Source organism: Nostoc sp. DedQUE08 (genome assembly GCF_034530895.1).
GTDB lineage: Bacteria > Cyanobacteriota > Cyanobacteriia > Cyanobacteriales > Nostocaceae > Nostoc.
Genome location: NZ_JAVRCD010000071.1, coordinates 1 through 25,793 on the forward strand (window position 1 = coordinate 1; position 25,793 = coordinate 25,793).

General features: G+C 40.2%; 20 protein-coding genes and 1 pseudogene. 10 read left to right on the plus strand and 11 right to left on the minus strand.

The window, feature by feature from the left end; all coding sequences use genetic code 11:
- Positions 1 to 1,179 precede the first annotated feature (1,179 nt).
- Positions 1,180 to 2,385 carry a histidine kinase gene (locus RMY64_RS31410; protein WP_322669737.1) on the plus strand — a complete coding sequence of 402 codons (1,206 nt, stop codon included), beginning with the start codon at positions 1,180 to 1,182 and terminating at the stop codon, positions 2,383 to 2,385.
- A 58-nt stretch (positions 2,386 to 2,443) separates the two neighbouring features.
- On the opposite strand, the gene RMY64_RS31415 is transcribed toward RMY64_RS31410, so the two are convergent.
- Together RMY64_RS31415 and RMY64_RS31420 are read right to left on the minus strand one after the other, a co-directional pair.
- On the minus strand, positions 2,444 to 3,469 hold the full coding sequence (locus tag RMY64_RS31415; protein ID WP_322669859.1) for a PleD family two-component system response regulator: 1,026 nt from the start codon (positions 3,467 to 3,469) through the stop codon (positions 2,444 to 2,446).
- A complete protein-coding gene (locus RMY64_RS31420) occupies positions 3,457 to 3,657 on the minus strand; it encodes a hypothetical protein (protein WP_322702094.1) in 201 nt (66 codons plus the stop codon). The genes RMY64_RS31415 and RMY64_RS31420 overlap by 13 nt, the downstream gene beginning before the upstream one ends.
- Before the next feature lie 457 nt (positions 3,658 to 4,114).
- Here RMY64_RS31420 and RMY64_RS31425 point away from each other — a divergent pair, with 457 nt between their 5' ends.
- On the plus strand, positions 4,115 to 4,375 hold the full coding sequence (locus RMY64_RS31425; RefSeq protein WP_322669736.1) for a chlororespiratory reduction protein 7: 261 nt from the start codon (positions 4,115 to 4,117) through the stop codon (positions 4,373 to 4,375).
- 329 nt (positions 4,376 to 4,704) lie between these two features.
- Here RMY64_RS31425 and RMY64_RS31430 read toward each other — a convergent pair whose 3' ends face one another.
- Entirely contained in the window at positions 4,705 to 5,274 is a 570-nt protein-coding gene (locus RMY64_RS31430; RefSeq protein ID WP_322669735.1) for a DUF2854 domain-containing protein, read from the minus strand.
- Positions 5,275 to 5,685: 411 nt separating this feature from the next.
- Between RMY64_RS31430 and RMY64_RS31435 the strand changes: the two genes are divergently transcribed.
- Positions 5,686 to 5,859, plus strand: a complete 174-nt coding sequence (locus tag RMY64_RS31435; RefSeq protein WP_322669734.1) for a hypothetical protein — start codon at positions 5,686 to 5,688, stop codon at positions 5,857 to 5,859.
- Between the two features lie 129 nt (positions 5,860 to 5,988).
- On the opposite strand, the gene RMY64_RS31440 is transcribed toward RMY64_RS31435, so the two are convergent.
- Together RMY64_RS31440 and ppk1 are read right to left on the minus strand one after the other, a co-directional pair.
- Positions 5,989 to 6,405 (minus strand): response regulator transcription factor, encoded by a 417-nt coding sequence (locus RMY64_RS31440; protein WP_322669733.1) that lies wholly within the window; start codon positions 6,403 to 6,405, stop codon positions 5,989 to 5,991.
- A 161-nt stretch (positions 6,406 to 6,566) separates the two neighbouring features.
- Positions 6,567 to 8,776 (minus strand): annotated as a pseudogene (gene ppk1 / locus RMY64_RS31445) (polyphosphate kinase 1).
- 857 nt (positions 8,777 to 9,633) lie between these two features.
- Between ppk1 and RMY64_RS31450 the strand changes: the two are divergent.
- Positions 9,634 to 10,041 (plus strand): hypothetical protein, encoded by a 408-nt coding sequence (locus RMY64_RS31450; protein WP_322669732.1) that lies wholly within the window; start codon positions 9,634 to 9,636, stop codon positions 10,039 to 10,041.
- A 731-nt stretch (positions 10,042 to 10,772) separates the two neighbouring features.
- On the plus strand, positions 10,773 to 11,204 hold the full coding sequence (locus RMY64_RS31455) for a hypothetical protein (RefSeq protein ID WP_322669731.1): 432 nt from the start codon (positions 10,773 to 10,775) through the stop codon (positions 11,202 to 11,204).
- 70 nt (positions 11,205 to 11,274) lie between these two features.
- On the opposite strand, the gene RMY64_RS31460 is transcribed toward RMY64_RS31455, so the two are convergent.
- Complete coding sequence (locus RMY64_RS31460; RefSeq protein WP_322669730.1) at positions 11,275 to 13,998, minus strand: hypothetical protein; 2,724 nt, start codon at positions 13,996 to 13,998, stop codon at positions 11,275 to 11,277.
- A gap of 1,289 nt (positions 13,999 to 15,287) precedes the next feature.
- Here RMY64_RS31460 and RMY64_RS31465 point away from each other — a divergent pair.
- The 3 genes from RMY64_RS31465 to RMY64_RS31475 are packed head-to-tail and all read left to right on the plus strand — an operon-like array spanning position 15,288 to position 20,583.
- Positions 15,288 to 17,852, plus strand: a complete 2,565-nt coding sequence (locus RMY64_RS31465; protein WP_322702095.1) for a GAF domain-containing protein — start codon at positions 15,288 to 15,290, stop codon at positions 17,850 to 17,852.
- Positions 17,846 to 18,295, plus strand: a complete 450-nt coding sequence (locus RMY64_RS31470; protein WP_292814634.1) for a response regulator — start codon at positions 17,846 to 17,848, stop codon at positions 18,293 to 18,295. Before RMY64_RS31465 ends, RMY64_RS31470 begins: the two co-directional genes overlap by 7 nt.
- A 5-nt stretch (positions 18,296 to 18,300) precedes the next feature.
- On the plus strand, positions 18,301 to 20,583 hold the full coding sequence (locus RMY64_RS31475; protein ID WP_322669858.1) for a response regulator: 2,283 nt from the start codon (positions 18,301 to 18,303) through the stop codon (positions 20,581 to 20,583).
- Between the two features lie 346 nt (positions 20,584 to 20,929).
- Here RMY64_RS31475 and ychF read toward each other — a convergent pair whose 3' ends face one another.
- The 3 genes from ychF to yidD all read right to left on the minus strand — a co-directional run bounded on the left by ychF (position 20,930) and on the right by yidD (position 22,726).
- Positions 20,930 to 22,021, minus strand: a complete 1,092-nt coding sequence (gene ychF, locus RMY64_RS31480; protein ID WP_322669728.1) for a redox-regulated ATPase YchF — start codon at positions 22,019 to 22,021, stop codon at positions 20,930 to 20,932.
- A 45-nt stretch (positions 22,022 to 22,066) separates the two neighbouring features.
- On the minus strand, positions 22,067 to 22,294 hold the full coding sequence (locus RMY64_RS31485) for a hypothetical protein (RefSeq protein WP_322669727.1): 228 nt from the start codon (positions 22,292 to 22,294) through the stop codon (positions 22,067 to 22,069).
- Between the two features lie 195 nt (positions 22,295 to 22,489).
- Positions 22,490 to 22,726: a membrane protein insertion efficiency factor YidD gene (yidD, locus tag RMY64_RS31490; protein WP_012412579.1), complete on the minus strand. Its 237-nt coding sequence runs from the start codon at positions 22,724 to 22,726 to the stop codon at positions 22,490 to 22,492.
- A gap of 61 nt (positions 22,727 to 22,787) precedes the next feature.
- Between yidD and RMY64_RS31495 the strand changes: the two genes are divergently transcribed.
- Positions 22,788 to 23,510, plus strand: a complete 723-nt coding sequence (locus RMY64_RS31495) for an SEC59/DGK1/VTE5 family protein (RefSeq protein WP_322669726.1) — start codon at positions 22,788 to 22,790, stop codon at positions 23,508 to 23,510.
- A gap of 180 nt (positions 23,511 to 23,690) precedes the next feature.
- Here the strand turns inward: RMY64_RS31495 and RMY64_RS31500 are convergent, their stop codons facing one another.
- Positions 23,691 to 24,068, minus strand: a complete 378-nt coding sequence (locus RMY64_RS31500) for a hypothetical protein (RefSeq protein WP_322702096.1) — start codon at positions 24,066 to 24,068, stop codon at positions 23,691 to 23,693.
- A 129-nt stretch (positions 24,069 to 24,197) separates the two neighbouring features.
- Here RMY64_RS31500 and RMY64_RS31505 point away from each other — a divergent pair, with 129 nt between their 5' ends.
- Positions 24,198 to 24,386 (plus strand): hypothetical protein, encoded by a 189-nt coding sequence (locus tag RMY64_RS31505; protein WP_322660809.1) that lies wholly within the window; start codon positions 24,198 to 24,200, stop codon positions 24,384 to 24,386.
- 303 nt (positions 24,387 to 24,689) lie between these two features.
- Here RMY64_RS31505 and RMY64_RS31510 read toward each other — a convergent pair whose 3' ends face one another.
- Positions 24,690 to 25,589 (minus strand): alpha/beta fold hydrolase, encoded by a 900-nt coding sequence (locus RMY64_RS31510; protein ID WP_322669724.1) that lies wholly within the window; start codon positions 25,587 to 25,589, stop codon positions 24,690 to 24,692.
- Positions 25,590 to 25,793: the final 204 nt, after the last annotated feature.

Consider the following 25,793-nt stretch of genomic DNA (forward strand, 5'->3'; position numbering starts at 1 on the left):
CCCCAGTCCCTAGTCCCTACGATTAATTCAGAAATCAAATCAGATTGCTATACAAACCGAGCGATACTAGATTGTGAACCAATCTTTTAGAGAGTTATCTAAATATCCAAGTTGTAGAGTAGATAACTGCTCAAAAAACAGTTTAGCTAGCAAAAGCTTGAATCTACTTCCAGATGCACTAGTTGTAACGCGATGCCTACGCCAAGCAACTGAAGTGATAGACTTGGAATAAAGCTCCCTTTAGCCTCACCCAAAGAGGGGAATAGATCGAGTTCACTAACACTGGCTGATAATCGATTCTGAAAATTATTCATCTGACGATGATAATGTGAGTCAGGCAATAGCTGAAAAATGCCAGTGTTAAACAATTCCAGTAACTTAGCGTAAGTTCGTTATTCTTGACGATTGGGGTAATAGGTAAAGCAGTCAAGTGTCGCAGCAGTTTCTTTAGTATCTCTAAATTGATTTTTTGGAGAAAATGCTACTTGTGCTGTAGTCAAGAATTACTTGACAGCCTCGAAAGCAGTGAGTGCTTTCTCTAAAAGTGCGTAGTTTACCGCCGTAGGCATCGCCTCTATGTTATCCAAAACTTTCCCTCAATCAACCCATCCCCTGTTATTCTTGGATAGGGCTGTGCTTCTTTTAGGAAAGCTGGAAGGTGCGCTTCGCAAGTTATAGAAATAGTACATAGTTGGCTTTGGCTGTTTTTCCCAATCCTAGTTAATGATTGGCTTGAGGCGAAAAAGACACTTCATCAAATGCACTGGCGGTTGAAAAAACCTCTACAAACTTGGTCTGAACAGTTAACACCTTCCTGATAGATTAGATACAATTAGCATCTGTGTTTTATTGGGCGATCGTTTGCTCAAAGCGAGTATTCAAATTGACATGGTGCTGGACTAGCCGATTTGACATAGTATTAAACCTTTCACCTGCTGGCTCTGGCGAAAATTTTTGATTCAGGGCAAATTAAGACTTATATTCAAGAGGCTTGAGTGTTTATTGGAGATGAAGTTCACCAAAAGGCAGCAAAAGGCAGAAAAAGACACGTTTGATGTCAAAAACGCAGATCGGATAGGAGTATGAAAATCTAAAATAGATATTAAGAAGAAAAAACAACGACCATCGACAACCGTCAGTCCTTTTTACTTTCTGTAAAGCGTCACCGGGTTGTTACCAGTGCTGAAACACGATTACATGCAAGTTTCCCAGGATCAGCCTATTTATTCTGAGGCTCCACTCCAGCTGTTACTGTTTGTCGATGGACGTCCCAAGTCCCGTCAACAGGTGCAGCGAATACGTGCTTACTTAAAAGAGTTGCAGGTTGAGTATAGTTTTGAACTTCAAACTATTGATGTTGGTCAACAACCTTACTTAGCAGAACACTTTAAATTGGTAGCAACGCCAGCTTTAATTAAAATTCACCCGGAACCACGGCAGGTTTTGGCTGGAAGTAATATCATAGCGCAATTGAAAAACTGGTGGCCTCGCTGGCAAGCCGCTGTAGACGCCTATTTGAAATTACAGGAAGACTTACAAGAACGGATAGACGATAATGCTAGGGTGACATTACCCAAATCGACTATCCGTTCAGTTGCTGTTTCTGCCGAACTGATCCGACTCTCAGACGAAATTTTTCGCTTAAAACAGGAAAAAGATAACCTCCAAGAGCAGCTACAGTTTAAAGATCGGGTGATTTCGATGCTGGCACACGATCTCCGCAATCCCCTAACTGCCGCCGCGATCGCCATCGAAACTCTCCAATCTAACTACAATTTAGAAACAGGCCAATTTCAGCGCCTTAAACCATCCTTAACGGCGCATCTATTAAAACAAGCCCGTAATCAAACTAAGATCATCGATCGGATGATTGCCGACCTTTTGCAGGTAGGTCGAGGCAAAGATACTGAGTTTCCAATTTTACCACAAAAATTACAACTAGGTAAACTGTGCTTAGATGTACTAGAAGAATTGTGCGATCGCTACACCGCTAAATCCCAAGAGGTCGAAACAGATATTCCCAACGACTTACCTTATGTATATGCTGACCCAGAACGCATCCGGCAAGTGCTGGTGAATCTGTTGGATAATGCCATCAAATACACCCCAGAAGGTGGCAAGATTAGCATCGCCGGATTACACCGCACTACCCAAAAAGTTCAGTTTAGTATTGGCGATACTGGGCCTGGTATTCCTGTAGAGAATCGCGATCGCATCTTTGAAAACCACTTCCGCCTGCAACGGGATGAAGGTACAGAAGGTTACGGCATTGGTCTTTGTCTATGCCAACGCATCGTTCTGGCACACTATGGCCAAATTTGGGTGGATTCTGCCCCCAATAACGGAGCATGGTTTCACTTCACACTGCCAGTTTATCCTTCTTAGGTAAGGGTATTGACAAATGACCAATGACCAATGACTAATGACAAATGACAAATGACAATTAAGAACTTGAGACAAAGCGATCGCGTCCCCCGGCCTTTGCTTGATAAAGTGCTTTATCTGCCAGCACGATCAACTCTGAAGGTGAAGATTCCCAAGTCGGGACAACAGTTGCCACACCCATACTGAGAGTGACGTGCTGACTCACCGCAGAACCGTCATGAACAATTTGCAAATCTTTGATTCCCGCTCTAATTGCGGCGGCGACATGAAGTGCGCCAGATGCAGGAGTGTATGGCATAATCACAGCAAATTCTTCTCCACCATAACGCGCTACTAAATCCCGATGTTTTTGTGCCTTAAGGCTTAAGACAGCACCCACCTTTTGTAAACATACATCCCCTGCCGGATGGCCGTATTTATCATTATAAAATTTAAAAAAGTCGATATCACACAAAATCATTGACAAAGGAAATCCCTCTTGTGCGAGATTAATCCATTGAGTATTGAGATAATCGTCAAAGCGGCGACGATTAGCTAACTCAGTTAAGCCATCTACATTGGCAAGGTGATGCAAAGCTTCGTTTGCCGCCTCTAACTGTTTGTATACTTGTGCTTGCTGTAGCAGTCGACGCAACCGCTGGCGTAATACAGGCCAGTGAATTGGCTTAGTGACATAATCAGTCGCTCCCGCTTCAAAAGCACGGTTTACAGATTCCTCATCGTCCAAGCATGTGATCATCAAGATGGGAGTGCGCTCCCATATCTTGGACATGACCGTATTGTTAAGAGTCGAGTCAGTATCAAAGGTGGCAAGGGCTGAGATTAAATTATTCCTAGCAATCTGGAGCAAGTGCTTACAGCAGGTAAAACCATCCATCACAGGCATTACAGCATCTAGCAAAACTATATCGGGTTTGATAGTCTCGTAAGCATCTAAACATTGCTTACCATCATTGACCTCGACTACTCGATAACCTTCTTGTTCCATTGCTTTACGCAACAATACCCGGATGGTCTTGTCATCATCAGCCACTAGAATCAGTGGTGGTTGCTTAGAAACAGAAAATGGGCTTATGCCTGACATGAGTTGCCTTCCACTTGCGGGATTATCCTGAAAAAGGCTGTGCAACTCAATTGCATGGGGGCGATCGCTATTTTCATCAATGCCAGGATTTGCGGCAAAGGCGTGTCTGGCTTCACAATCAACTGTTTTTTGACAATGGACTGCCCAATGTTGTTGGGCCAAGCAAGCGGTAGATAAATAAGTTGCATAGACAATCTGTAATTTGAACGCGAAGGCAATTGCTGCCTTTTTGTTCAGCGATGGTTATGGGAGAAAATGTTACTTTTATATTTCCCTATTGTTAAAGTCAAATTACAATTTTTTTGAGAATTACAAATACACACCCTAATTATTTAGTTATGTAGTTAGTTTATAAACCCAGTGAGACAAGGAAAAGCAATCGCTAAAGTCCCCTTAGAAGATAGCTAATACTAAATACTAATATCACCTGACTGAAATTTATTTAGTCTATCCGACAAGGTTTGCTGAGGTTTAGTATAATTACATAAGATTGAGAGAAAACTTAGTGCAAAACTTTATTTTCAAGTGACTTCATAACCCTTTCGTTCTAGCCACAAACCGTCCAAAATTAAAGTTGACTACACAAACAAGCAAAAGTTCTTCCAAAAACCATTCAAACCTATTGACATTCGCTAAATCTTTAAAATGCCAGACTCATTAATGTACCAGCAGGATAATTTTGTTGTTCTAGAAACAAATCAACCAGAACAATTTATGACATCATCAGAGCTATTAGAAAAGCTCAAAATAACTCTTCAACAACTCATAATTCAAGATTTACCGCCTGACTTGCAAAAGTTTAATACTGTGGAAACTCAAGCCCAATATTTAATTGACACTAGTTGCGAATTAGACATTGGTCCTGGAAAATATTTACAGTGGTACGCAGTTCGTTTAGAAAAGTAACTTTTTGGTAAATGCTTAAGAGAATCACAAAAAAATCTTCATAAAAAATTTCTGACTACCTCCCCGACTTTTTGAAAAAGTTGGGGAGTTAAATCTTGGTTAAGGGAATTCTCCAAAAAGAATAATTACTAATTCATAATTCATAGTTCAAGACACTGTACAGTAATCCACACTGCTCATCAAAAATTTCGTGGTTAATAAGAGCATGGAGCCTACAGATACCACTAATTATAATTATGAACTATTAATTATTTTGACTGTTGCAAAAATATGGGTAACAACAAGTCATAAAGGTATGAAATTTGGGTAACGATAATTTTTGCTCTTGACTATTGACTACTGACTAGTGATTCTTTTTGAGTATTGATTAGCGCTAGCTCAATTGTATTTTCAGATGGCTGCGTTATTTGAATTTCCAAACCAGGGCCAAAATAATTGGTCATTTTTTCATGCTTTTTTTGCCACACATCAATCGGTATTAGCGGTGAATCAAATTCTAAAATTAGGGCATAGCTCCCATTAACTTCCGTTTCTCGTATCCCTGTCACTGTTGGTCGCTCCTGGTCAGTGGGACTCAAACCCAGAAAAGAAAGTGTTGTATCTAGATGAGCATCTTGACCGTAGCAATATCGGGTGATGTCTTTGCGAATTTTATTTTGCGTATCAGTTGCTTGCTGCTGGCGCAGTCTCAATGCTGATGGTGACGTAGTTTGGGTAAATGGTACTGGCTTAAGTTCATTCGCTTTTAGTGCCAGTCCTCCCAATAGTAGAGGAATCCCGTAAAAAAATCCGACAAGATTGAGTGTGGCATTATTATCAGCATAGGCGACAAAGCCAATGATGGTTAATATGCCGCCGATAGTTAGACCGAGTGTTCCCAAAGAGATTTGGCGTAGCATGAGCTTAAATTAGGATAAAGTCTGAATACCTTAGTTTTATTATCATCGGCTATGAGCAACAAATTAGGAAAGAACATTGTCACCAGGTGCTAGTGTTCAACTAACCCTAAATTGCCGTATTAAGATGGTTAGAAACCGCACGCCAGTTGCTCAAGAGTGGGAAGGGAACACACCAAGAGCGAATAAGTCAGGCATTGTCGCTCAAAACACTGGCTTCGTTTAAACGAGACTTTATCCACCTTTGTCTTTGTGGTTTTCAAACACTCAATTTATCCTTAGTCCATATTCGCACAGCATCACGCAGGGAAGGCAAGTGGCACTAAGTTGACTACTAAGGGTGTATAGTGTCCCAGAATATTAGATTTTGCGTTAACTTTAAATTTAAAGGTAGCTAAAGATAGGAAAAAAATAATGGATATACAGACTATAAAAGAACGAATTGTCGCAGTTCAAAATAAACGCGATTACCTATTAAGCTTACTGGAGCAACCAAACCTGGGAACTTTGAGAATAGATGTAAATCAGGCTTTGGAAGAACTGGATGAATTAATTGATGAATTTACACGCACCATTCCGGCAGAGTAAAAATTATTAAAATTTACGTCGGTTTAACCTCAACTTCCGGCTAGACCGACGTTCTTCAGTAGTATCATGTCTTCAAATCCCCAAAATTGAACTAAGCTTGAGTTGGCGAAGCAATAATCACTGGATTATTTATCCTGCCACTGAACCATCTCCTGCACGCTGACCTAGCTGCCTAACCAAGGCAATAAGTTCGCTTGTAGGTACATCTTTCTTGCAAACGTTATCAAAGCTAGACATTGCCTTTTGCCCATGAAAATTTACGTCTTCCACTGAGGAGTAAGCAAGTATCTGGGTGTTCGGAGATATAGCTTTAATGTGACTGGACGCACTCCAGCCATCCATGACTGGCATCTGTAAATCTAGAACAATTACGTCAGGATGGCAACGTTTAACCATTTCTATAGCTTCTTCACCATTACTGGCTAAACCTACTACTTGAATATTTTCCTGGCAAGAAAAAACCAATTGTAACGTTAAACGAGTCAGTTCGTGGTCATCAACTACTAAAACACGCAAGGTAGAGAGCTCGCAGGATAACATTAACATTGACGGGAAAGACAAATTTATTCAGAGTAACCCCTCCAGTTTATGAGAACAAGTGCCAGCACTGACTCTATCCTATGGTTGAATAACTTGTGTGAAACTATGTAAACAACTTAGACAACTGCTCAAAAAATTCAATTTTTCCAAAAAAAAACTAATTTGAGCTAGTTGTCAAGGTATAAGTAACTTATTTTTTTATCAATCAGGTTGGGACTACACCAGTTGAGCGTAATGCCATGTTCATGAGAATTTTTTGTGAATTAGCTTCTGGAGAATCATCATAAGGACGCCGTTGAATGTAAGTACCATCAGCTTGTAATTCCCAAGCTTGGCGATTATCTGCGAGCATAATTCCCATAATTTCTTGCAAATCTTTAGCAATATCTGGATCTTTTACTGGGGTAATTACTTCGACTCGGCGATCCAGGTTGCGGCGCATCCAGTCAGCACTGCCAATATAGATTTCCTCCTGTGTATTGTTATGAAAATAATAAATCCGAGAGTGCTCTAAAAAGCGACCAACAATACTGATGATGCGAATATTTTCACTAATGTCTTTGATTCCTGGGCGTAAACAACAAACACCCCTAACAATTAAGTCGATTTGCACTCCGGCGCGGGAAGCTTCATATAAAGTGGCAATAATTTCTGGATCGACTAGGGAATTCATTTTGGCGACAATCCGTCCAGAAAATCCATTTTGAACATTTTCGATTTCGCGGTGAATTAATGCCAAAAAGCGATCGCGCATATTCACAGGCGCAACCAGCACTTCTCGATAAGATTTTTGCAGGGAATACCCAGTTAAGAAATTAAATAAATCTGTAATGTCAGCACCCAATTCTTCACGGCAACTAAACAATCCTAAATCTGTATAGAGTCGTGCTGTTTTAGGGTTATAGTTACCAGTCCCAATATGCACGTAGCGACGTATCCGGTCTTTTTCGCGCCGTACCACCATGACGGTTTTACTATGGGTTTTTAGCCCGACTAAACCATAGACAACATGAACTCCAACTCTTTCTAGGCGTTTTGCCCAGTAAATATTATTCTCCTCATCAAATCGCGCCTTTAATTCCACCAGCACAGATACCTGCTTGCCATTTTCAGCAGCGGCAATTAAGGCGTTGACGATGGGCGAGTCACCAGAAGTCCGGTAAAGGGTCATCTTGATGGCTAACACATTCGGATCGTAGGCAGCGTAGGTAATAAAGCGCACAACTGTAGCCGAAAAAGATTGATAGGGATGGTGTACTAGTAAATCCTTTTCCCGAATTACAGCAAAAAAGTCTTTTCCTTCGTCCGTCTCCAGCGCATCTGGGTCTAAACTCGGTTCTCTCAGCCTTTGCAGGCGTAATGGTACAACAGATTGGCGTGGTGGATCTTTGAGTTCCGGCAATGGTAAGGACATAAAGTACATTAAATCCCGCAGTCCCAAAAGACCATCTACCTCGTAAACATCACTTTCTGCTAATTCCAAATCATGTAATAATCGCGATCGCACTATTTCTGGAGTTTGGGATTGAATTTCTAGCCGGACTGGACTACCACCCAGTCGCCGTTTTCGCAATTCCTGTTCGATCGCTAACAACAAATCATCTGCTTCATCTTCTTCTAAGACCAAATCGGCATCACGGGTAATGCGGAACGGATGATATTCTTGAATGTTCATCCCCGGAAATAGTGATTCCAAGTTATGAGCGATCGCCTGTTCTAAAGGTACTCCAGTCCAATGGGCAGGTTTTTCGCTATTCTGATCTCCCAACTCAGGCGGTATCGGTAAAAATCGTGGTAGAACACTAGGGACTTTGATTCTGGCAAAAAATTCTTCTTCGGTGTCTGGATTCTTCACCACAACAGCCAGATTCAGACTGAGATTAGAAATAAAAGGAAAGGGATGACTAGGATCGACAGCCAGAGGAGTCAAAACTGGAAAGATTTGTTCTTCAAAATAGCTGTTGAGATGAGTCCGCTGCTTTTGATTTAAATCTATGTAATTCAGAATATGAATGCCATGATTTACTAGTAAAGGACGAAGCACTTCCTCAAAATGTTTGTGCTGTTTGTTGACATGGGGAGTGAGGGCAGACCTAATATCGTCTAGCTGTTGTTGTGGTGTGCGACCATCAGGAGTTAACAGGCTAACTTTTGCCTCTACTTGTTGCTTTAAGCCAGCAACGCGCACCATAAAAAACTCATCTAAATTAGAGTTAAATATTCCCAAAAACTTAAGACGTTCCAGAAGTGGGGTGCGATCGTCACAGGCTTCATGTAATACCCTGGCATTAAATTCTAACCAGCTTAACTCTCGGTTAAGATAATATTGTGGATCGCTGAGATTGATGGGGGTAGCGCTTTTTTTAGATTTTGCCATAATGACCTAAAGGCAGTCAGATGTAGCCCATTCAACTGGGGGACAATAAATATAGTAAGTTAAATGGTGCTTGAGGGTAACGTTAAGGCAATTTTTTGCTGCGCTTACGATCTACCTCGCTACTGGGAAAGGACAGACATCATAACTTTCAAAAATCTATTGGTATTTAAATAACTGTAGTCAAAGACTCAAAAATTAACTTGTGTAGGCACGAAAGCCAACATTCCTAAGAAATTTTTGGGTGTTTTGCGCGTAGGCATAGCCCGTCGTAGACATCGCCTTGGCTATCTTCCAGATAACCACCCTAACCACCTAACCTATAACTAGATTTTATAGCCGTTTTCAATTTTATGGAATATGGTGTTGGCGTATAGTTATCTGCCCTTTGAAAATATTGCATCCATACAATAACTGCGATCGGACTGGGATTCAAATCGTTGCCCACAGCATATTACCTATAAAGATGCACTTAAGATTTAGCAAAGATATGACATAGCCATATCTGACAAGTTTTAACGAATTATTAAGCAGTATTTACAGAGTATTGGAGTGTTGTAAGCAGTCTAAAGGCTTACCTCCAATCCTTGATGGATTTGGCTTTCCAACATCAAAAATTTGGTAATCATTACTACAACTTTTATACAGGCATTTATTATGCATAAGCCTGACTGCAACTCTATTTTTATAAGGTATTTGAAGCTTTTATTCAGAGCTACACCAATACTTCCATCTATTAGTTTTTTTAATTTGTGACCTCTGCAATTTTAAAAAATTTCAGTATAATCTCTGAGATATTTCTGGCAGGCAATGGTTATATTGATAACGTAAAGAAAAACAACACGGGGAGTTTGTTAATCATGAAAATTTCTGCGATCGTTAAAGGAAGCATTTGTCTGCTAGGTTTGGTTGGCGTTGGTAATATCCTGGCTGCACCAGCAAATGCAGGACAAGCTTCTGCTCGTGGTGCAGTTACAATAGTTAGACCATCAGGTGCTTCTCTCAGCGTCAGTGGTGAGTTGGTTGCAGCTCCGGGTACAGACTTTACCGCACTAGATGTTGTCGTTAATGGTAATTCTGCTCCAGGTACAAACCAAGAAGTTGTCACAGGTCTCACATTAACTCCAACTAGTGCGGCATCTTCAGTCACACCTCCCACCACAATTTCAGCAGCTATTGCAGCAGCTATTGCAGCCAATGCTCCTACAACTGTTGAAGATTTAGCAACCCTTGTCAGAGCAGCTGGTGTTGGTGGCGGCTTAGAGTAGATTGAATTTTTGCTTCGTAAGTACTTACAAAAATTTTAACAACTGACAGAACAGTTGAATAAATTAATAGATCATAGGGAGGAGAAATAGCAATGCTATATCTGTTCCCTATATTTATTTTGTGGCTCAGATTCCCGACTTTTTGAAAAAGTCGGGAATTTTGTTATATGGGTCTTTCGTAGAGACGCATAGCTAGAGTCATTGGTGTTAACTAAACGTGAAAGCTGGTAAGCAAGAATGCTTTGAGACATTATCTTGTTCCTAGTCTCTTAACTGGAAAGGCATATTTTGTCCACCTCAAGTATTGAGGTAGAGCCGCAATGACAAGCATTGCCAGCTAGAGACTGGAAGCGAGGTTTTAAAAGGTTTTACGTTTAAACTCAGTAAAGGCAATTCATGAATTGCCCCTACTGAAAACTAGGATTTTAGTCCTTTATTGAATTGCCATCTAACTCCTCATCAATCCTTTACATAGCTTTATTGATATCAATATAAACCCTGAAACTCTCACTAAATATTGAATAGAGAGCTTGCGTAAAAATACGAAGCCTCAAAATGTCCATTTTTCACAAAACGCTCCCAACAAAGGTTTTATATTTTTATACACTGAAAGAATAAAAGCCCAATAACAAAAGGTTCTGCCTCTACTTTTGCTAGTCGAGGTTAATTTTGCACTATCAAGCAAAATCTGGAAACAAGCTAAGGCGAAGAACATGAGGAGTTCATAAAACATGAATAGCTTATCCCAAAAATTACCTATAAGTCTTCGAGGAAGTATCTGTCTATTAGGCTTAATAAGTGTAGGAAACTTTTTAGCCGCACCAGCAAACGCACAACAAGCTACTGCTAGTGGTGCTGTTACTCTTATTAGACCTTCTGGCACTTTTCTCAGTGTCAGTGGCGAGGTAACTTTACCTTCTGGCTCTTACTTTAACGGAGGTGTAACAATTTCTCCTACTTATGGAGGTATCGCAGGTGGAAATGAAGAAACGATAACTAGTCTGACTATAAGCCCAGGATTAGTTCAAACTACTACACTCTCTAACCCAAACCCATTTATTGATACAACAGCAAACTTATTAAAAAATACTACTTCTGTTGAAGATTTAACAACTGTAATCCGAGCAGTCGGTGGTAATAATGGCTTAGGTGGCTTAGATTAAACATAATTGACAAATTAAAAACCTTATATCCCCGACTTATCAAAGAAGTCGGGGATATTTTACGATGCTATCAAAATCGATAACCACCTTGAAGCTGTAGGTCAAATCCATTCTCGCCTGTACCAATTTGAGTTTCTATAAACACACTATTATCTGGAAAATTATGTCTTAGAATAACTCCATAATTGAAGCCAGAAACTCGGCTGCTCAAACCTACATTATTAATAGCATAATTTTTAAAATAAACGCCAGCAGAAAGATTTTTGCTAATTTTGTGTAAACCCTGAAATTGAAAGAAAAACTCTTTACCCATCTCCAAATTTGTCTTGAGGTTCATACCATGACTAGTACTAAATTCTCCATTAAAAAGACCTAGAAATTCACCATTGCTATTATTCTCAACAAAAGCAATGCCAGGAGCTAAAGAAAAACCAAAATTCCTTTCTTGATGCTGATATAAATAACTTAAATAAGTAGAAAAAGGATTATTTTTATTAGAAGCACTATTCCAATCAACTCTTAAGTATGGTACGTGAGTGTTAATAGCTACAGGCCTTTTGGCTGAATTTAACCGCACATCAGTTTTAATATAGTTAAGAAGTATATTAGTATAGAAACCTAATGTTGGTTCTTCTATTCCTAAATTATTATTAGAAACGCCTGGGGCTGAGTTAGCATCTATATTAAACCATGTTCCTACATTAGCACTATAATTAAAATTTCCAGAAGAACCTGCTGCTAATAATTCAACTGTCGGCAATGAAAGATAACCATTAAAGCTATTAAAACTAACACCAATTTTGTCAACTCTAGTGAGTTCCATATAATCGAATGCTAAATCGGCTGCTCGCGCTTGAATTGGTACTATTGTCGAATCTGAGGAATTAAATTTTTGTACAAATTGTTGTCCTTGGGGACTTGTCAAAATTACTTCGGCAGCAGATGATTGGTTAATAGGATCAATAGAAGTATCAGTTAAAGGAATCGGAATACCAATGTAAGTCAGAGGGCCAAAAGTTTTATTAGAAAGCCTTAAATCAGAAAAGAATGTATTACCTTCCTTTAAAATAGAAATATCTCTTCCAAGAAATTGAACTGCTCGTTTGTGGTTTCCCGTTCTTATTTGTAAAATACTAGAGTTCTGAGGAGTGACTTGACTAGGAAATGTATAAGTTCCAGATACCTGCTCTAGTCCACTAGATGCATTAGCATAAGATAAAGTGCGATTCAGCCTGTTATTGATTTGTCTTCTTTGTTCAGATGTAGCAGTTGTACTTAAAGAAGTAAAGCCTTCTCCATCCTTAAATTTTTGTCTAGCTTCTTGTAGACCTTGTTGAATATTATCAATTTGAATAGCTTCAAAAACTTCACCTAATAACAAACCTAATGTAGAATTTACTGATTGAATAGCATCAAGACTAGTATCGCTGAATTTCGCTGTCAGAGATAATCCTGGAGCAGAAAAAATATTAGAATAAGTAGCCTTGACTGCAACTGGATCGTATTGAATTAAACTGCGATTATGAGGACGGCTAACATATAGCCTATGCCAATCTGAACTTTTTTGAGTTTGAGATAGCGTCTGAAATACAGGTTGTCTTCTCCCTAAAGATAACCACATTAAAGAGTTAAAATAATGAAAGTCTTTCTCCGATTGAGAAAGAAAAGGATTGACTGCTACATTTAATAAATCATAATTATCAAATTTGCCAAGTTGAGCAACCTTAATACCTGGTAAGGAAGAGATAGGAGCATTAAAACCAAAACCTTCTCCTGTCAAGATATTTCCCCAGGAGATACCAGTGGCTTCTAGGGCACTATTAGGAATGATTTCGCCTATCTTGAGTTTGACATTTCCATCATCTAGTAAAGGCTGTATATTCGTCGTTGGAAAGCCTTGCAAAATTTTGGGGGCATTGGCAGCATCTAAAGCTTGAAATAAAGCTTGTCCACCATTAATACTCAAAGTAGAACCACTACCAATAGCTGGAATAGGATTTCTTAAAACTGTGACATTAGGATTGTTTGAGTCAATTCCACTATTAATGGTAACTCTGCCAGCAGGTATCCCTTCAAGATTTACCAATTGTCCAACTATTGAGGTTATGGAAAAATTTTGAGTATCAACGTCTCCAAATAAATTCTGAAAATCTGTAGGTATAGCGAACAGAGTTTGCAATCCCCAAAATGCCTGTTGTGAGGTAACATTTTGGGTGATATAAGTATTAGTTTGTCTTCCTTGAGAGATGATACCGACTTGGGAGCCTTTCGTTTCAACTACTATTCTATTGCCATCGAGAACCCAGTAAAACTGGTCAGTCTTGGGAAATTTGGCATAAGTAAATTTATCAATAATCTGATTCTCTCCAGAAAATCTTACTCTTATATCCGTATCTATATAATTTTGATTTTTATTTGGCTTAAATAATTCAGTGGAAAAAGTAAGGTTATCTGTAGGGTTAATAATCCAAGGATACTTGTTGGCACTAAATGTTAGGGCATCAAGAATTATTGTCTTTTGGATTGCTTGTGGTTGCTTTTTTGTTCGGCGTAGTTTTTCTATTAATATTTGTTGCTGGGGTGTGTATGGTTTTGACGGATTTGAATTTGTTGATGGCTGAATTGTATTTGGTTGAGGCTTTTCTCGGTCTTCTTCAGGTAGCTGGGGAGGCTTTTCTTTGTATTCTTCAATCGGGATAACGTCAGCAATGGTGAATTTGCGTAACTGTTTTGGCTTCTCTAAGTTAGAGTTAGACTTTCTTAAAGCCTGTTTTAACAGTTCTTGGCTTTGCAAGTTATTTATTTTTCGATCTGAATTTATTAATGACTTGTTATGATTAGCGATTAAATCAATACTATGCCTGTCTATGCTTAGAGCGATCGCAGATAATTTAATAAATACAATTTTGTATAAAATTGTTGAAAACAACAAACAAATACCAAGAATTTTGATATGTTTTCTGAATCTCATTAGGGAGATATTGATAGTTCTTCGATTTGAATTTTTCAATGGTTTCAAAATAATTTTTTTGGCTATTCAAACTATTGAGCATTGGCTAATGTCGAAAATTAACCATTATTTAATACTTAGTCTTTGGATTTATTTGATTTGATGAATGGATTCAACAGTGTTTCAGTAAATATAGATAGTCAAAAAAGTTTTCTTTCTTATCCTGTCGGCAAATAATAAAATAGGATTAAGCAGATTTACTGCAACAAGAGTGTAATTCTTGAGCAAAAATTCAACCTCAGCGAAATCACCACAACTCAAAAATTGAGCGATTATTTAGCCGTATAAATACGTACTTAAAGACTAATAACTTAAAAAGTGGAGTAAAAATATACTTCAGGCTACTCGCTCTCGTCGGCAAATTTGATACATTTGCTGCTTTCTAGTAGAGTTTATTTATACATCCGGAGTAGACTGATTGAGCTAATTGAGGATACCCTTAGCCATGTATTGGAAATACTAGAGCGATATCTCACAATTAGCCGCTGTGCATTAATGCTGATGTAGATAAATTTCGCATTAATGTAAAAGCCAGTTTTCCTGAGAATTTCGACACAGTAGAAGACGATCGCATCGACCTAGAATGGTTTAGTGCGACTGGTAAATTACTCCGGTAAACTCACTAAATCTCTTATGTCTAATAACTAAATCTAATCATGCACAGTAAATACAATTAGTCCTAAACTTGTCTACACTAGGATTAGGGCGATGTCTACGACGGACTACGCCTACGCAATAAATTTGTGGCGTAGACAGGCAGTGGTTGATAAAAGCTTGTTGAAAAAGTTGTAAAGTATACTTAAAACCCCTCTTCAAATTTCTCCCTGAAACGGAGCGAGACTTTGAAACGCCGATTATCTTGTAGGCAAAGGGGGCTGGGAGAGTTAGGCTTTTAAGGCTTAGATGTTACGAAAAATACTTTTCAAACATCCTTTAAGAATCGCTTTTAACAAACTTTCCTGAACAGCCAAAGGTGAGGAAAGTATTAATAATTATTAAAAAAACTTAAGCTATTCTTGAGATAATCATGTTGCTGACTGGATATAACATTTAGATTTTTTTAAAAAAAGTTAATGAAATTTAGACATATTGATACAGAAATAGCGAGGTTAGAAGCCCTCCGCCAGTATCAAATTCTTGACACAGAACCCGAAGAAGCTTATGACAATCTTGCTCGGTTAGCGGCCTTTATTTGTGGCACTCCCATATCCTTGGTAAATTTTATTGATGAAAACCGTCAATGGTTTAAGGCAAAAATAGGTTTAGATGTATCAGAAATGCCCCGGAGTGTTGGATTATCTTATCTTTGCCAAGAGCAGCGTCATGTTGTAGTGGTTTCTGATACCCTAGCTGATGAAAAGTTGGCAAGTAATCCGGTAGTAACTGGCTATCCATATATACGGTTTTATGCAGGTGTACCCTTAATTACTCCGAAGGGAGATATGTTGGGAACTCTGTGCGCGATTGACCAAGTTCCACGACAACTAAGCCAAAAACAAGTGGAGGCATTTGTGGGTTTGAGTCGCCTGGTAATTGACCAACTCGAACTCAGGCGTCATGTAAGTGAGGTATCTAAAGTTACTGAGAAACTAGTGGCACACGAGCAAGCAGCCCGCGCCCAATCTGAAGCCGCCAAAACCCGCATCACCAATCTTCTCGAAAGTATCACTGATGGTTTTTTTGCCCTAGATCAAAAGTGGCAATTCACCTATATTAATGGTCAAGCAGAACGGCTATTGCAAAAAACTCACAATCAGCTTTTGGGTAAAAATATCTGGGAGGTGTTTCCAGAAATTATCGGCACAACATTTGATTGTGAATATCGCAGGGCAGTCTTAGAACAGGTTAGTGTCGAATTTGAGGAGTTGTATCTGCCACAGCAGCAGTGGCTTAAAGTTCATGCCTATCCAGCTAAAGACGGCTTGTCTGTTTATTTTCAAGATGTTACTGAACGACGGAAAACAGCAGCAGCACTACGAGAAAGTGAAGAACGTTGGCAATTAGCATTACACGGTAATAATGATGGTATTTGGGATTGGAACCTCAAGACTAATGAAGTGTTCTTCTCAACTCGATGGAAGGAAATGCTCGGCTATAAAGACTACGAAGTTTCCAACCATTGGGATGAATGGATAAAACGAATCCATCCCGATGAGCGAGATTGGGTACTTCAGGCTTTCCAAGACCACTTTGCCAAGAAAACACCGTTTTACGTCTGTGAATATCGAGTCCAGTGCCAAGATGGCAGCTATAAATGGATTCTAGATCGAGGACAGGCACTTTGGGACGCATTGGGTGATATAGTGCGGATGGTTGGTTCTTATACTGATATCACAGATCGCAAGCAGGCAGATGAAGAATTAAAGCGGCAAAATCTGCGATCGCAACTATTTGCCGAAATCACCCTGAAAATTCGAGAATCTTTACAAATAGATGAAATTCTTCAAACCACTGTCACAGAGGTACAAAAACTACTACAAGCTGACCGTGTATTAATTTTTCGACTGGAACCTGACGGTTCGGGAACAGTGGTACAAGAGGCAGTGCTGCCTGGTTGGCCGGTAATTCTAGGAAAAAATCTTTTTGACCCCTGCTTCAAAGAAGACTATATAGAAAGATATCGCCAGGGAAGAGTAAGCGCCCTTGAAGACATTGAATCTGCTCATATCCAACCATGCCATCGAGAATTTCTTCAGCAGTTTGCTGTCAGGGCTAACCTTGTAGTGCCGATTATTGTCAGGGAGGATATTTGGGGCTTATTGCTAGCTCATCAGTGTAGCGCACCTCGACAGTGGAATCAGTTTGAAATGGATTTGTTACAGCAATTAGCGAACCAAATTGGGATTGCTTTATCTCAGGCAAAACTATTAGAAAAAGAAACCCAGCAAAGTCAGGAACTTACTCGTTCTAATGCGGAATTAGAACAGTTTGCCTACGTAGCTTCCCATGATTTGCAAGAGCCATTGCGGATGGTAACTAGTTATTTACAATTGCTGGAGCGGAGATACAAAAATCAACTGGATGCCAATGCGGATCAGTTTATCACCTATGCAGTAGATGGGGCCAGCCGGATGCAGACCCTAATCAACGATTTGTTAAACTATTCCCGCGTCAGCACCCGTGGACAGCCTTTTGTGCCAGTTGATTGTAGTGTTGTCTTAGAACAGGTGCTTGCTAATCTTCAAGTGGCGATCGCAGATAGTAAAGCAGTTGTCACTTATGATATTCTACCTGAAGTAATAGCCGATCCTACCCAATTAACACAAGTATTTCAAAACCTGATTGCTAACGCGATCAAATTTTGCGATCGTCAACAGCCATTAATTCACATTGGAGTAAGTAAGAGAGATACAAATATATTAGATGGAAAAAATTTAAATTTTACCCCCTCGGAGGATGAATGGTTGTTCTGGGTGCGTGATAATGGAATTGGTTTGGAATCCGAATATAGTGAACGTATTTTTATAATTTTTCAGCGCTTGCACGGTAGAGACAAGTATCTAGGTACTGGAATTGGTCTGGCAATTTGTAAGAAAATTATCGAACGCCACGGTGGCCGGATTTGGGTTGAGTCGAAACTGGGTCAAGGCTCGACTTTCTACTTCACAATTCCAGATAGAGTAGGTAAGCAATGGTAAACACCATAACAGCGATTATGCCTATTGAGGTTTTGTTAGTAGAGGATAATCCTGGCGATGTCCAACTTACACGCATCGCCCTAGAAGATAGTAAAATCTCAATTCATTTAAACGTAGTCGAGGATGGTGTAGAGGCAATGGCATTCTTGCGAAAACAGGGAAAATATGCTAAATTACCTCATCCAGATATTGTACTGCTCGATTTTAACCTTCCGAAAAAAGATGGACGAGAGGTATTAGCAGAAATAAAAGGAGATGAAAACCTCAAACGAATTCCTGTAGTAGTTTTGACTACTTCCCAGGCTGAAGAAGATATCCTCAAAGCCTATAACCTTTTTGCTAACTGTTATATAACTAAGCCAGTAGATTTCGATCAATTCGTTAAAATTGTCCAATCAATAGAAAATTTTTGGTTTGCGATCGTAAAACTGCCACCGGAGTAGTGGAAATGGCAGGTAAAAATATTATTAAAGTCTTGTTAGTAGAAGACAACCCTGGTGATGTCTTATTGTTACAAGAGTTATTCAAAGAAGTTACCACAGTTATAGTTGAGTTGATGCCCGTTGAACGGCTTTATGAAGCACTCAACTACTTAACAAACGAAATTTTTGATGTAATTTTGTTAGACCTCTCGCTGCCAGATAGCCAGGGATTACAAACTTTTGTCATGGCTCATAATCAGGCAAAAGCAACTCCAATTATTGTGCTGACGGGTATAAATGATGAAACCCTGGCAACTAGGGCAATGCAAAAAGGAGCGCAAGATTATTTAGTGAAGGGGCAAGTAACTGGCGACTTGCTGGTGCGATCTATGCGTTATGCCATCGAACGTCAGCAGGCAGACAACGCACTGCGGCAGAGTGAGGAGCGATTTCGGGTTGCTCTGAAAAATTCTCCAATTTTTGTCTATAACCAGGATAGAGATTTGCGGTACACCTGGGTTTACAATCCGCCATCTGGATTGACAGTTGAGAAAATATTGGGCAAGCAAGACTTAGATATCGTCCCAATAGAAGATGCTCAACGTCTCGTCGCAATTAAACGTGGAGTGCTGACTACAGGCATCGGAACGCGAGAAGAAGTATCAATTACCATCAAAGATACAACGCGATATTACGATTTAACTGTCGAGCCACTACGGAATGAAACCCAAGAAATTGTTGGAGTGACATGCGCCAGTATAGATATTAGCGAACGACAAGCTGCATTACGCGACCGCAAATTGGCACAAGAAAAAATTCGCGAACAAGCAGCATTACTAGATGTCACCACAGATGCTATCTGCGTCCGAGATTTAAACAATCAAATTATCTTCTGGAATAAAGGTGCAGAAACACTTTACGGTTGGCAAGCTACAGAGGCTTGGGGTAAAAATGCTAGCGAACTTTTGTATGACGAACCTTCACCGGAAATTGAAGCGGCTCTATTGCAAGCTATTAGTAAAGGGAAGTGGCAGGGCGAATTAACAAAACTTACTAAAATGAACAAAGAAGTCCTTGTGGCTAGTCGTTGGACTCTGGTATGCGATGAACAAGGAAAACCCAAATCAATTCTCACCGTTGACACAGATATTACCGAGAAAAAGCACCTAGAAGCCCAATTATTTCGCGCTCAACGCCTGGAAAGTATTGGCACTTTAGCTAGTGGTATTGCTCACGACCTCAACAACATCCTGACACCGATTTTGGCAGGAGCGCAACTGCTACCGCTAAAATTTCCTAATGCAGATGAGCGGACTCGTCATCTCCTAGAAATTTTAGAAATTAACGCTAGACGCGGTGCTGATTTAGTCAAACAGGTACTTTCCTTTGCGCGGGGTGTAGAAGGGAAGCACATCACTTTGCAACTCAAACATATAATTGTAGAAATTGCCAAGATTCTTAAAGAGACCTTTCCCAAATCGATAGAAATCAGCACTAATGTACCGCAAGATTTGTGGATGGTTTCTGGAGATAGTACTCAACTGCATCAAGTGCTGATGAACCTCTGCGTTAACGCCCGCGATGCTATGTCCAATGGTGGTACTTTGAGTATCTCTGCCGAAAATATGTTGATTGACGCAAATTATGCCCGCATGAACCTAGAAGCCAAAGAGGGGCCTTACATAGTGATTACTGTCTCCGATACTGGAGTTGGGATTCCGAAACAAATGCTAGATAGAATTTTCGAGCCATTCTTTACTACAAAAGATGTCGGACAGGGCACTGGTTTAGGACTTTCCACGGTATTGGGAATCGTTAAAAGTCACGGAGGTTTTGTAAATGTGTATAGTGAACTGGCAAGTGGCACTAGCTTTCAAGTTTACTTGCCAGCAGTGGGGGGAATGGAAACAATTAGCCCCGAAAATTTGCCACCACAGACAGGACATGGAGAATTGATTTTGGTTGTCGATGATGAAGCCGCCATTCAAGAGATTACGACAACATCATTAGAAGCTTACAACTACAAAATCTTAGTTGCCAATGATGGCATTGAAGCGATCGCACTATATGCTCAAAATAGAGACAAAATTAGTGCCGTTCTTATGGATATTATGCTGCCCTCACTGGATGGTTTAACAGCCATACGTACCTTGCAAAAAATTAACCCCCAAGTCAAAATTATTGCCAGCAGTGGACTTATGTCTGACAAGAAGCTCAGTGCAGTAGCAGCTATTGGTGTCAATACGTTTTTGTCAAAGCCCTATACTGTTAACGAATTATTGCTTTCTTTGCAGAAAGTACTATCATGAATCAAATGCTTACGTAAGTATACTGTTAGCTGTGAGTACAAAACGCTGCTTTATTAAGCGGGTGCAAATTGCTTGGATTTGATATGATTGAGCATCCGTTAACAGACTTATTTTACCGATACTCACAGCTTGGCTATATTGTGGGTGGAAGTAGCTATTAGATTTGCAGGATTGCTGGTTTATTTGCGTAGGCTTTGCCCGCCGCAGGCATCGCCTTGCATATCTTGACGCACCTTATAGAATATTTGTCAATTTATTTGGTGCGATGCTTACAGCGGGCAAAGCCTAGGCAAATTGGTGTAGGTTGACCATTATCTTATCGATAACGGCCAGTGATTAATTACCCCTACACATTAAATCGGAACAACATTACATCTCCTTCCTGCACAACATACTCTTTCCCTTCACTGCGAACCAACCCTTTTTCCTTCGCTGCATTCATCGAACCAGTTGTTACTAAATCTTTATAAGCAACAGTTTCGGCGCGGATAAATCCCCGCTCAAAATCACTGTGGATTACACCAGCAGCTTGAGGTGCAGACATTCCCGCATTAATTGTCCAAGCGCGGGTTTCTTTGGGACCGGAGGTAAAATATGTCCGCAAGCCTAGAAGCGTGTAAGTTGCCCGAATCAATGATTTCAAACCGCCTTCTTCCACACCCAAAGACGCAAGAAAATCAGCTTTATCTTCCTCTAGTAATTCCACTAATTCAGCTTCAACTTGAGCCGAAACTATCACAACTTGGGCATTTTCTGCTGCTGCAATTTGCCGCACTGTTTCGACAAAATGATTACCAGTAGCCAACTCATCTTCAGATACATTGGCAGCATAGATAATTGGCTTATAAGTCAGCAGTTCCAATCCTTTAATAATTACTGCTTCTTCTTCATTCAAGCTTACCTGACGCACCGATTTACCTTCATTTAAAGCCGCAGCTAATTTTTCTAAGACTGTGATTTCAAACTGTGCATCTTTGCTAGTACGAGCTAGTTTACGAGTGCGGTCAATTCGCCGTTCAATTTGTGCTAAATCTGATAAACCCAGTTCTATATTAATGATTTCAATATCTCGCGCTGGATCAACAGAACCAGCAACGTGGATAATATCGTCATTCTCAAAACAACGTACCACATGGACGATCGCATCAACTTCCCGGATGTGGGACAGGAATTGATTCCCTAATCCCTCACCCTGACTTGCACCTTTAACTAAACCGGCAATATCTACAAATTCAACCCGCGCCGGGATAATTTGTGCCGAACTGGCAATCTTAGCAAGAACATTTAACCGTTCATCCGGTACTGCGACAACGCCGACATTCGGTTCAATCGTGCAAAAAGGGAAGTTAGCTGCTTCAGCTTTGGCATTAGCAACTACAGCATTAAATAAAGTAGATTTTCCGACGTTGGGAAGTCCGACAATTCCGGCTCTTAGCATTTTGGATTTTAGATTTGAGATTTTGGATTACATTACCAAGTTAATCTAAACAGGTTCCGGTATGGTTTGGGGAATTGTCCCTGGAACCGTCTGAGGAATGGGAGCAGGTACTGGTTCTGGTACAGGCCCCGGTAACGGTTGAGGAATCGCTGGCCCCGGTACAGGTTCGGGACTAGGTAGCGGATTCGGCTCAGGATTGGGACTAGGTAGCGGACTCGGGCCAGGAGTAGGAATTTGTGGTTCAGGTATAGAAATCGCAGTAAAATTAATCATCGTAAGTCTAAATTAAATTATTCAACCTTCCCACGCTAGATGACAACCTCATCTGTTGACATCTCCCCAAATAGCTATACCCACCAACACATCCTTTAATAATTTACCCCTCTTCTCATTCTCCGCGTCCCTCTGCGCTTCCCTTTGCGCCCCTTTGCGTTTAAATTTCACCCCTCAATTCCCCACCGCACAAAACTACTCCTCCTTCACCTTTTCCACCACCTCTGGCACTGGGTCGTAACCACCCGGATGAAACGGATGACAGCGCAAAATCCGCCGAGTTGCCATCCAGCTACCACGCAACACACCAAATCGTTCAATAGCTTCAATAGCATACATCGAACAAGTTGGTTGAAAGCGACAAGTTGGGAGAAACAACGGCGAGATAAACATTCGGTAGCCCCGAATCAGCCAAATAAATAATAATTTCATTGCAGCTACCCAAATCTTATAAATTAGTAACAGGGGTAAAACTTTTCATTTTGTCGCATCTTTGTTAATTACATTTTCTGACTTCACCTCAATTCCGGTTTTCTGGCTGCAAATTGCGTTGGCTTTGCCCGCCGAAGGCATCGCTGCAATCTGGGTGTTACTCATCCTCCTGATTGCAGGGGTGGTAAACCGCTTTGCCGACAAGCCAGAAATCGTGCGGAAGATTGTTCATATTGGCACTGGGAATGTGATTTTAATCGCCTGGTGGCTAGATATTCCCGCCAGCGTAGGGATTACAGCTTCTATTTTAGCGAGTGCAATCACCTTATTATCCTACCGATTGCCGATTCTTCCTGGTATTAATAGCGTTGGACGGCAAAGCTTAGGGACATTTTTTTACTCTGTTAGTTTCGGTATTTTAGTTGCTTGGTTTTGGTACTTGCAACAACCCCAGTACGCAGCACTCGGAATTTTAGTAATGACTTGGGGAGATGGATTAGCAGCCTTAATTGGGCAACGCTTTGGTAAACATAAGTATAAAGTTTTTGGGACAGAAAAAAGTTGGGAAGGCTCCCTAACTATGATGCTTGTTAGCTATGTTGTCAGTAGTTTGATTTTAGTTGGAACTCAAGGAAACAGTTGGCAAACTTGGGCAGTATCACTGTTAGTTGCAGTTATCGCTACTGGTTTAGAAGCTGTTTCATTTTTGGGTATTGACAATTTGACAGTTCCTTTGGGTAGTGCAGCCCTTGCCTTCTTTTTAAGTCAGTTAGTTCTGAATTAGTAATTGCCTAGACTCCTATTCCTAGTTGAGCAAATAAGAGACAGTGCCAAAAATTTATTGTTAGTTAATAAATGTAGCGCTTCTCAATTGAGTCTAATACGGGTAAGGAAGTTCGTAGTAAGGACTTTAGTCCTTATTTTCTAAGCACTAAAGTGCTTACTACAAACCCTCAAAACTGATTTACTGGTTTAGCAGTCCGATCGCAATTTCAAGATACATCTTAGCCTTGTGCAAGTTAAGCAAGCTTTCTTGGTCGTATCTGTCAGGGTAGCTCATAGCCTTTCCTTCCATTGTCAGCTTAATCAGCGCCGCTTGCTCATCTGTGGGTGAGTTCATCTCATCTACTACACCTTCAAGAAATTGAATAACGCTAAAACCTGGTGACTTCAACCCTCTTCCTTGCCTTAGTTGAGCGAGTGCTATCTGTGGGAATGCCATTAAGGTAACAATCCAACTGGTCTTGTACCCTCCGTTCCCAGTAGGCTTCAATCCGTAACGCCTACACAAGTCTCTCAATTCAGCAATAGTTTTGATTTCGAGTTTTGACCTTGTAAACATAAAATAGAGTTACCTCTTGTAAAAGTGGTATCGGTGGTGAACTTGTTTTGTAGACTGGGTATCGCCACCGATATAAAACTCTATTCTAATGGTTTCGTTCGTCTCAAGCTATATTTATATCTCTCAACAATGCCTAATCCTAAAGGGAACCCTCAAAATTTTGAACCAGCGCAACCAAAGGGAGATAAGCCATTAACTGACCAATTGAGTTTTAGAGTCTCTAAGGAAATGAAGGAAGAGGTAAAGGCTAAGGACGATCCTCCTGAATTTTGTCGCCAAGCTATCCAAAAAGCACTAGATGAAGATAAGAAGAAGTAGTTATACCAATTTGAAAAAAGAATGGGACAAATAGACTCTTTGTAGAGACGCGATGAATCGCGTCTTTACCCAAGGATGTGTTGCAATCATTAATTGAATTGGTATTAAAATTTTTTGGACTAAAACTTTAAGAACTATAATAAAGCCCTCTCTAATAGGAGGGCTTTATCGCTAAGTCAAACTCTTAATTTAATTAAGACCATAGTCCTATTGCCAATTTTTCGTATCGGCTCAATTAACAAAAAATAAATCTTTTTGATTATATTCAACACCATCCATTACGTGAAAATTGAGCCGAGTTTATTACGGCGATCGCTCCAAAATCCAATCGAGTAAAATCGGATTGACTAACTCCGGCGCTTCATCCTGCGGACAATGCCCCACTCCCTCTAAAGGAATAAACTTTTCTACTTGCCCAAAGTTAGCTAATTCTCTCCCTAACTTAATTGGTTCCCACGGATCGGCCGTTCCCCACAAAATAATCGCCGGACACTGTAACAATGGTAAAAGGTCTTCAGGCAATGGCCCTGTAGAATAAGAAGTAAAAGCCAGAAACACAGCCCCAGCCCCCGGATCGCTTGCTGGTGAAGTGAGAATATCTACCAACTCATCTGTTACCATCTCAGGATTCGCATAAGCTTGCAGCAAAATTTTCCGCACCGTTTTCGGTTTGGCGAGTTGATTGAAAAAGAAATCGCCAACTGGTTTAATAGATAGCACCCGTTGCAGCAAAGGCGCTCCGTAACGACGAGATAAAGGTAAAGTTACCCGTTTGCGATCGTGCAACAGCCGTAAAGAACAGTTGAGTAAAGCAACTCCCAAGGCAATATCTGGGTTGCTTACTGCTGCTTGCATAGCAACAATACAGCCAATGGAATTTCCCACTAAAAAAGCTGGCTCACCCACTACTTCACGGCAAAAATCTGCTACTTGTTGTCCCCAAGTTTCTAGTGTGTAGTTAATTTTTTCACCAGGCTGAGGTTTTGCAGAAGCCCCAAAACCAATTAAATCGATCGCATAAACACGGCAATTTTCCGCTAATACCGGAATATTTTTTCGCCAGTGCCACCAAGAAGCACCAAATCCATGCACCAGGACAACAGCTGGCCCAGTAGTTCCTTGGGTTTGGTAACAGATCGGAAAATCTTGCCAAATCCAGGTTTTTGTAGAGTTAAGTGCTGTTTTTGAACTTGAGGTTGTCATGGGAAATTTGATGTAAAGAATGCTAAAAGCTTTTTAGCAGCAAAGCACAAGTAAAATTGTTTTGAATTTGCAGAAAATTTATCAGATTTTCAAAATAAATCTTTGGCTCTAGTGATAGCCTATACATATACCACAAAAGCTTCTAAGCTGATAGTTTTATCCAGTATAGAAAGTTTTCATCTTATTGATAGAGGTAATTTACTC

Coding starts and splice junctions, on each gene's coding strand:
- RMY64_RS31415 (WP_322669859.1), bottom strand. CDS start 3,469: ATGTCAGGCATAAGCCCATTTTCTGTTTCTAAGCAACCACCACTGATT.
- RMY64_RS31420 (WP_322702094.1), bottom strand. CDS start 3,657: ATGCAACTTATTTATCTACCGCTTGCTTGGCCCAACAACATTGGGCAG.
- RMY64_RS31425 (WP_322669736.1), top strand. CDS start 4,115: ATGCCAGACTCATTAATGTACCAGCAGGATAATTTTGTTGTTCTAGAA.
- RMY64_RS31430 (WP_322669735.1), bottom strand. CDS start 5,274: ATGCTACGCCAAATCTCTTTGGGAACACTCGGTCTAACTATCGGCGGC.
- RMY64_RS31435 (WP_322669734.1), top strand. CDS start 5,686: ATGGATATACAGACTATAAAAGAACGAATTGTCGCAGTTCAAAATAAA.
- RMY64_RS31440 (WP_322669733.1), bottom strand. CDS start 6,405: ATGTTAATGTTATCCTGCGAGCTCTCTACCTTGCGTGTTTTAGTAGTT.
- RMY64_RS31450 (WP_322669732.1), top strand. CDS start 9,634: ATGAAAATTTCTGCGATCGTTAAAGGAAGCATTTGTCTGCTAGGTTTG.
- RMY64_RS31455 (WP_322669731.1), top strand. CDS start 10,773: ATGAATAGCTTATCCCAAAAATTACCTATAAGTCTTCGAGGAAGTATC.
- RMY64_RS31465 (WP_322702095.1), top strand. CDS start 15,288: ATGAAATTTAGACATATTGATACAGAAATAGCGAGGTTAGAAGCCCTC.
- RMY64_RS31470 (WP_292814634.1), top strand. CDS start 17,846: ATGGTAAACACCATAACAGCGATTATGCCTATTGAGGTTTTGTTAGTA.
- RMY64_RS31475 (WP_322669858.1), top strand. CDS start 18,301: ATGGCAGGTAAAAATATTATTAAAGTCTTGTTAGTAGAAGACAACCCT.
- ychF (WP_322669728.1), bottom strand. CDS start 22,021: ATGCTAAGAGCCGGAATTGTCGGACTTCCCAACGTCGGAAAATCTACT.
- RMY64_RS31485 (WP_322669727.1), bottom strand. CDS start 22,294: ATGATTAATTTTACTGCGATTTCTATACCTGAACCACAAATTCCTACT.
- yidD (WP_012412579.1), bottom strand. CDS start 22,726: ATGAAATTATTATTTATTTGGCTGATTCGGGGCTACCGAATGTTTATC.
- RMY64_RS31500 (WP_322702096.1), bottom strand. CDS start 24,068: ATGTTTACAAGGTCAAAACTCGAAATCAAAACTATTGCTGAATTGAGA.
- RMY64_RS31505 (WP_322660809.1), top strand. CDS start 24,198: ATGCCTAATCCTAAAGGGAACCCTCAAAATTTTGAACCAGCGCAACCA.
- RMY64_RS31510 (WP_322669724.1), bottom strand. CDS start 25,589: ATGACAACCTCAAGTTCAAAAACAGCACTTAACTCTACAAAAACCTGG.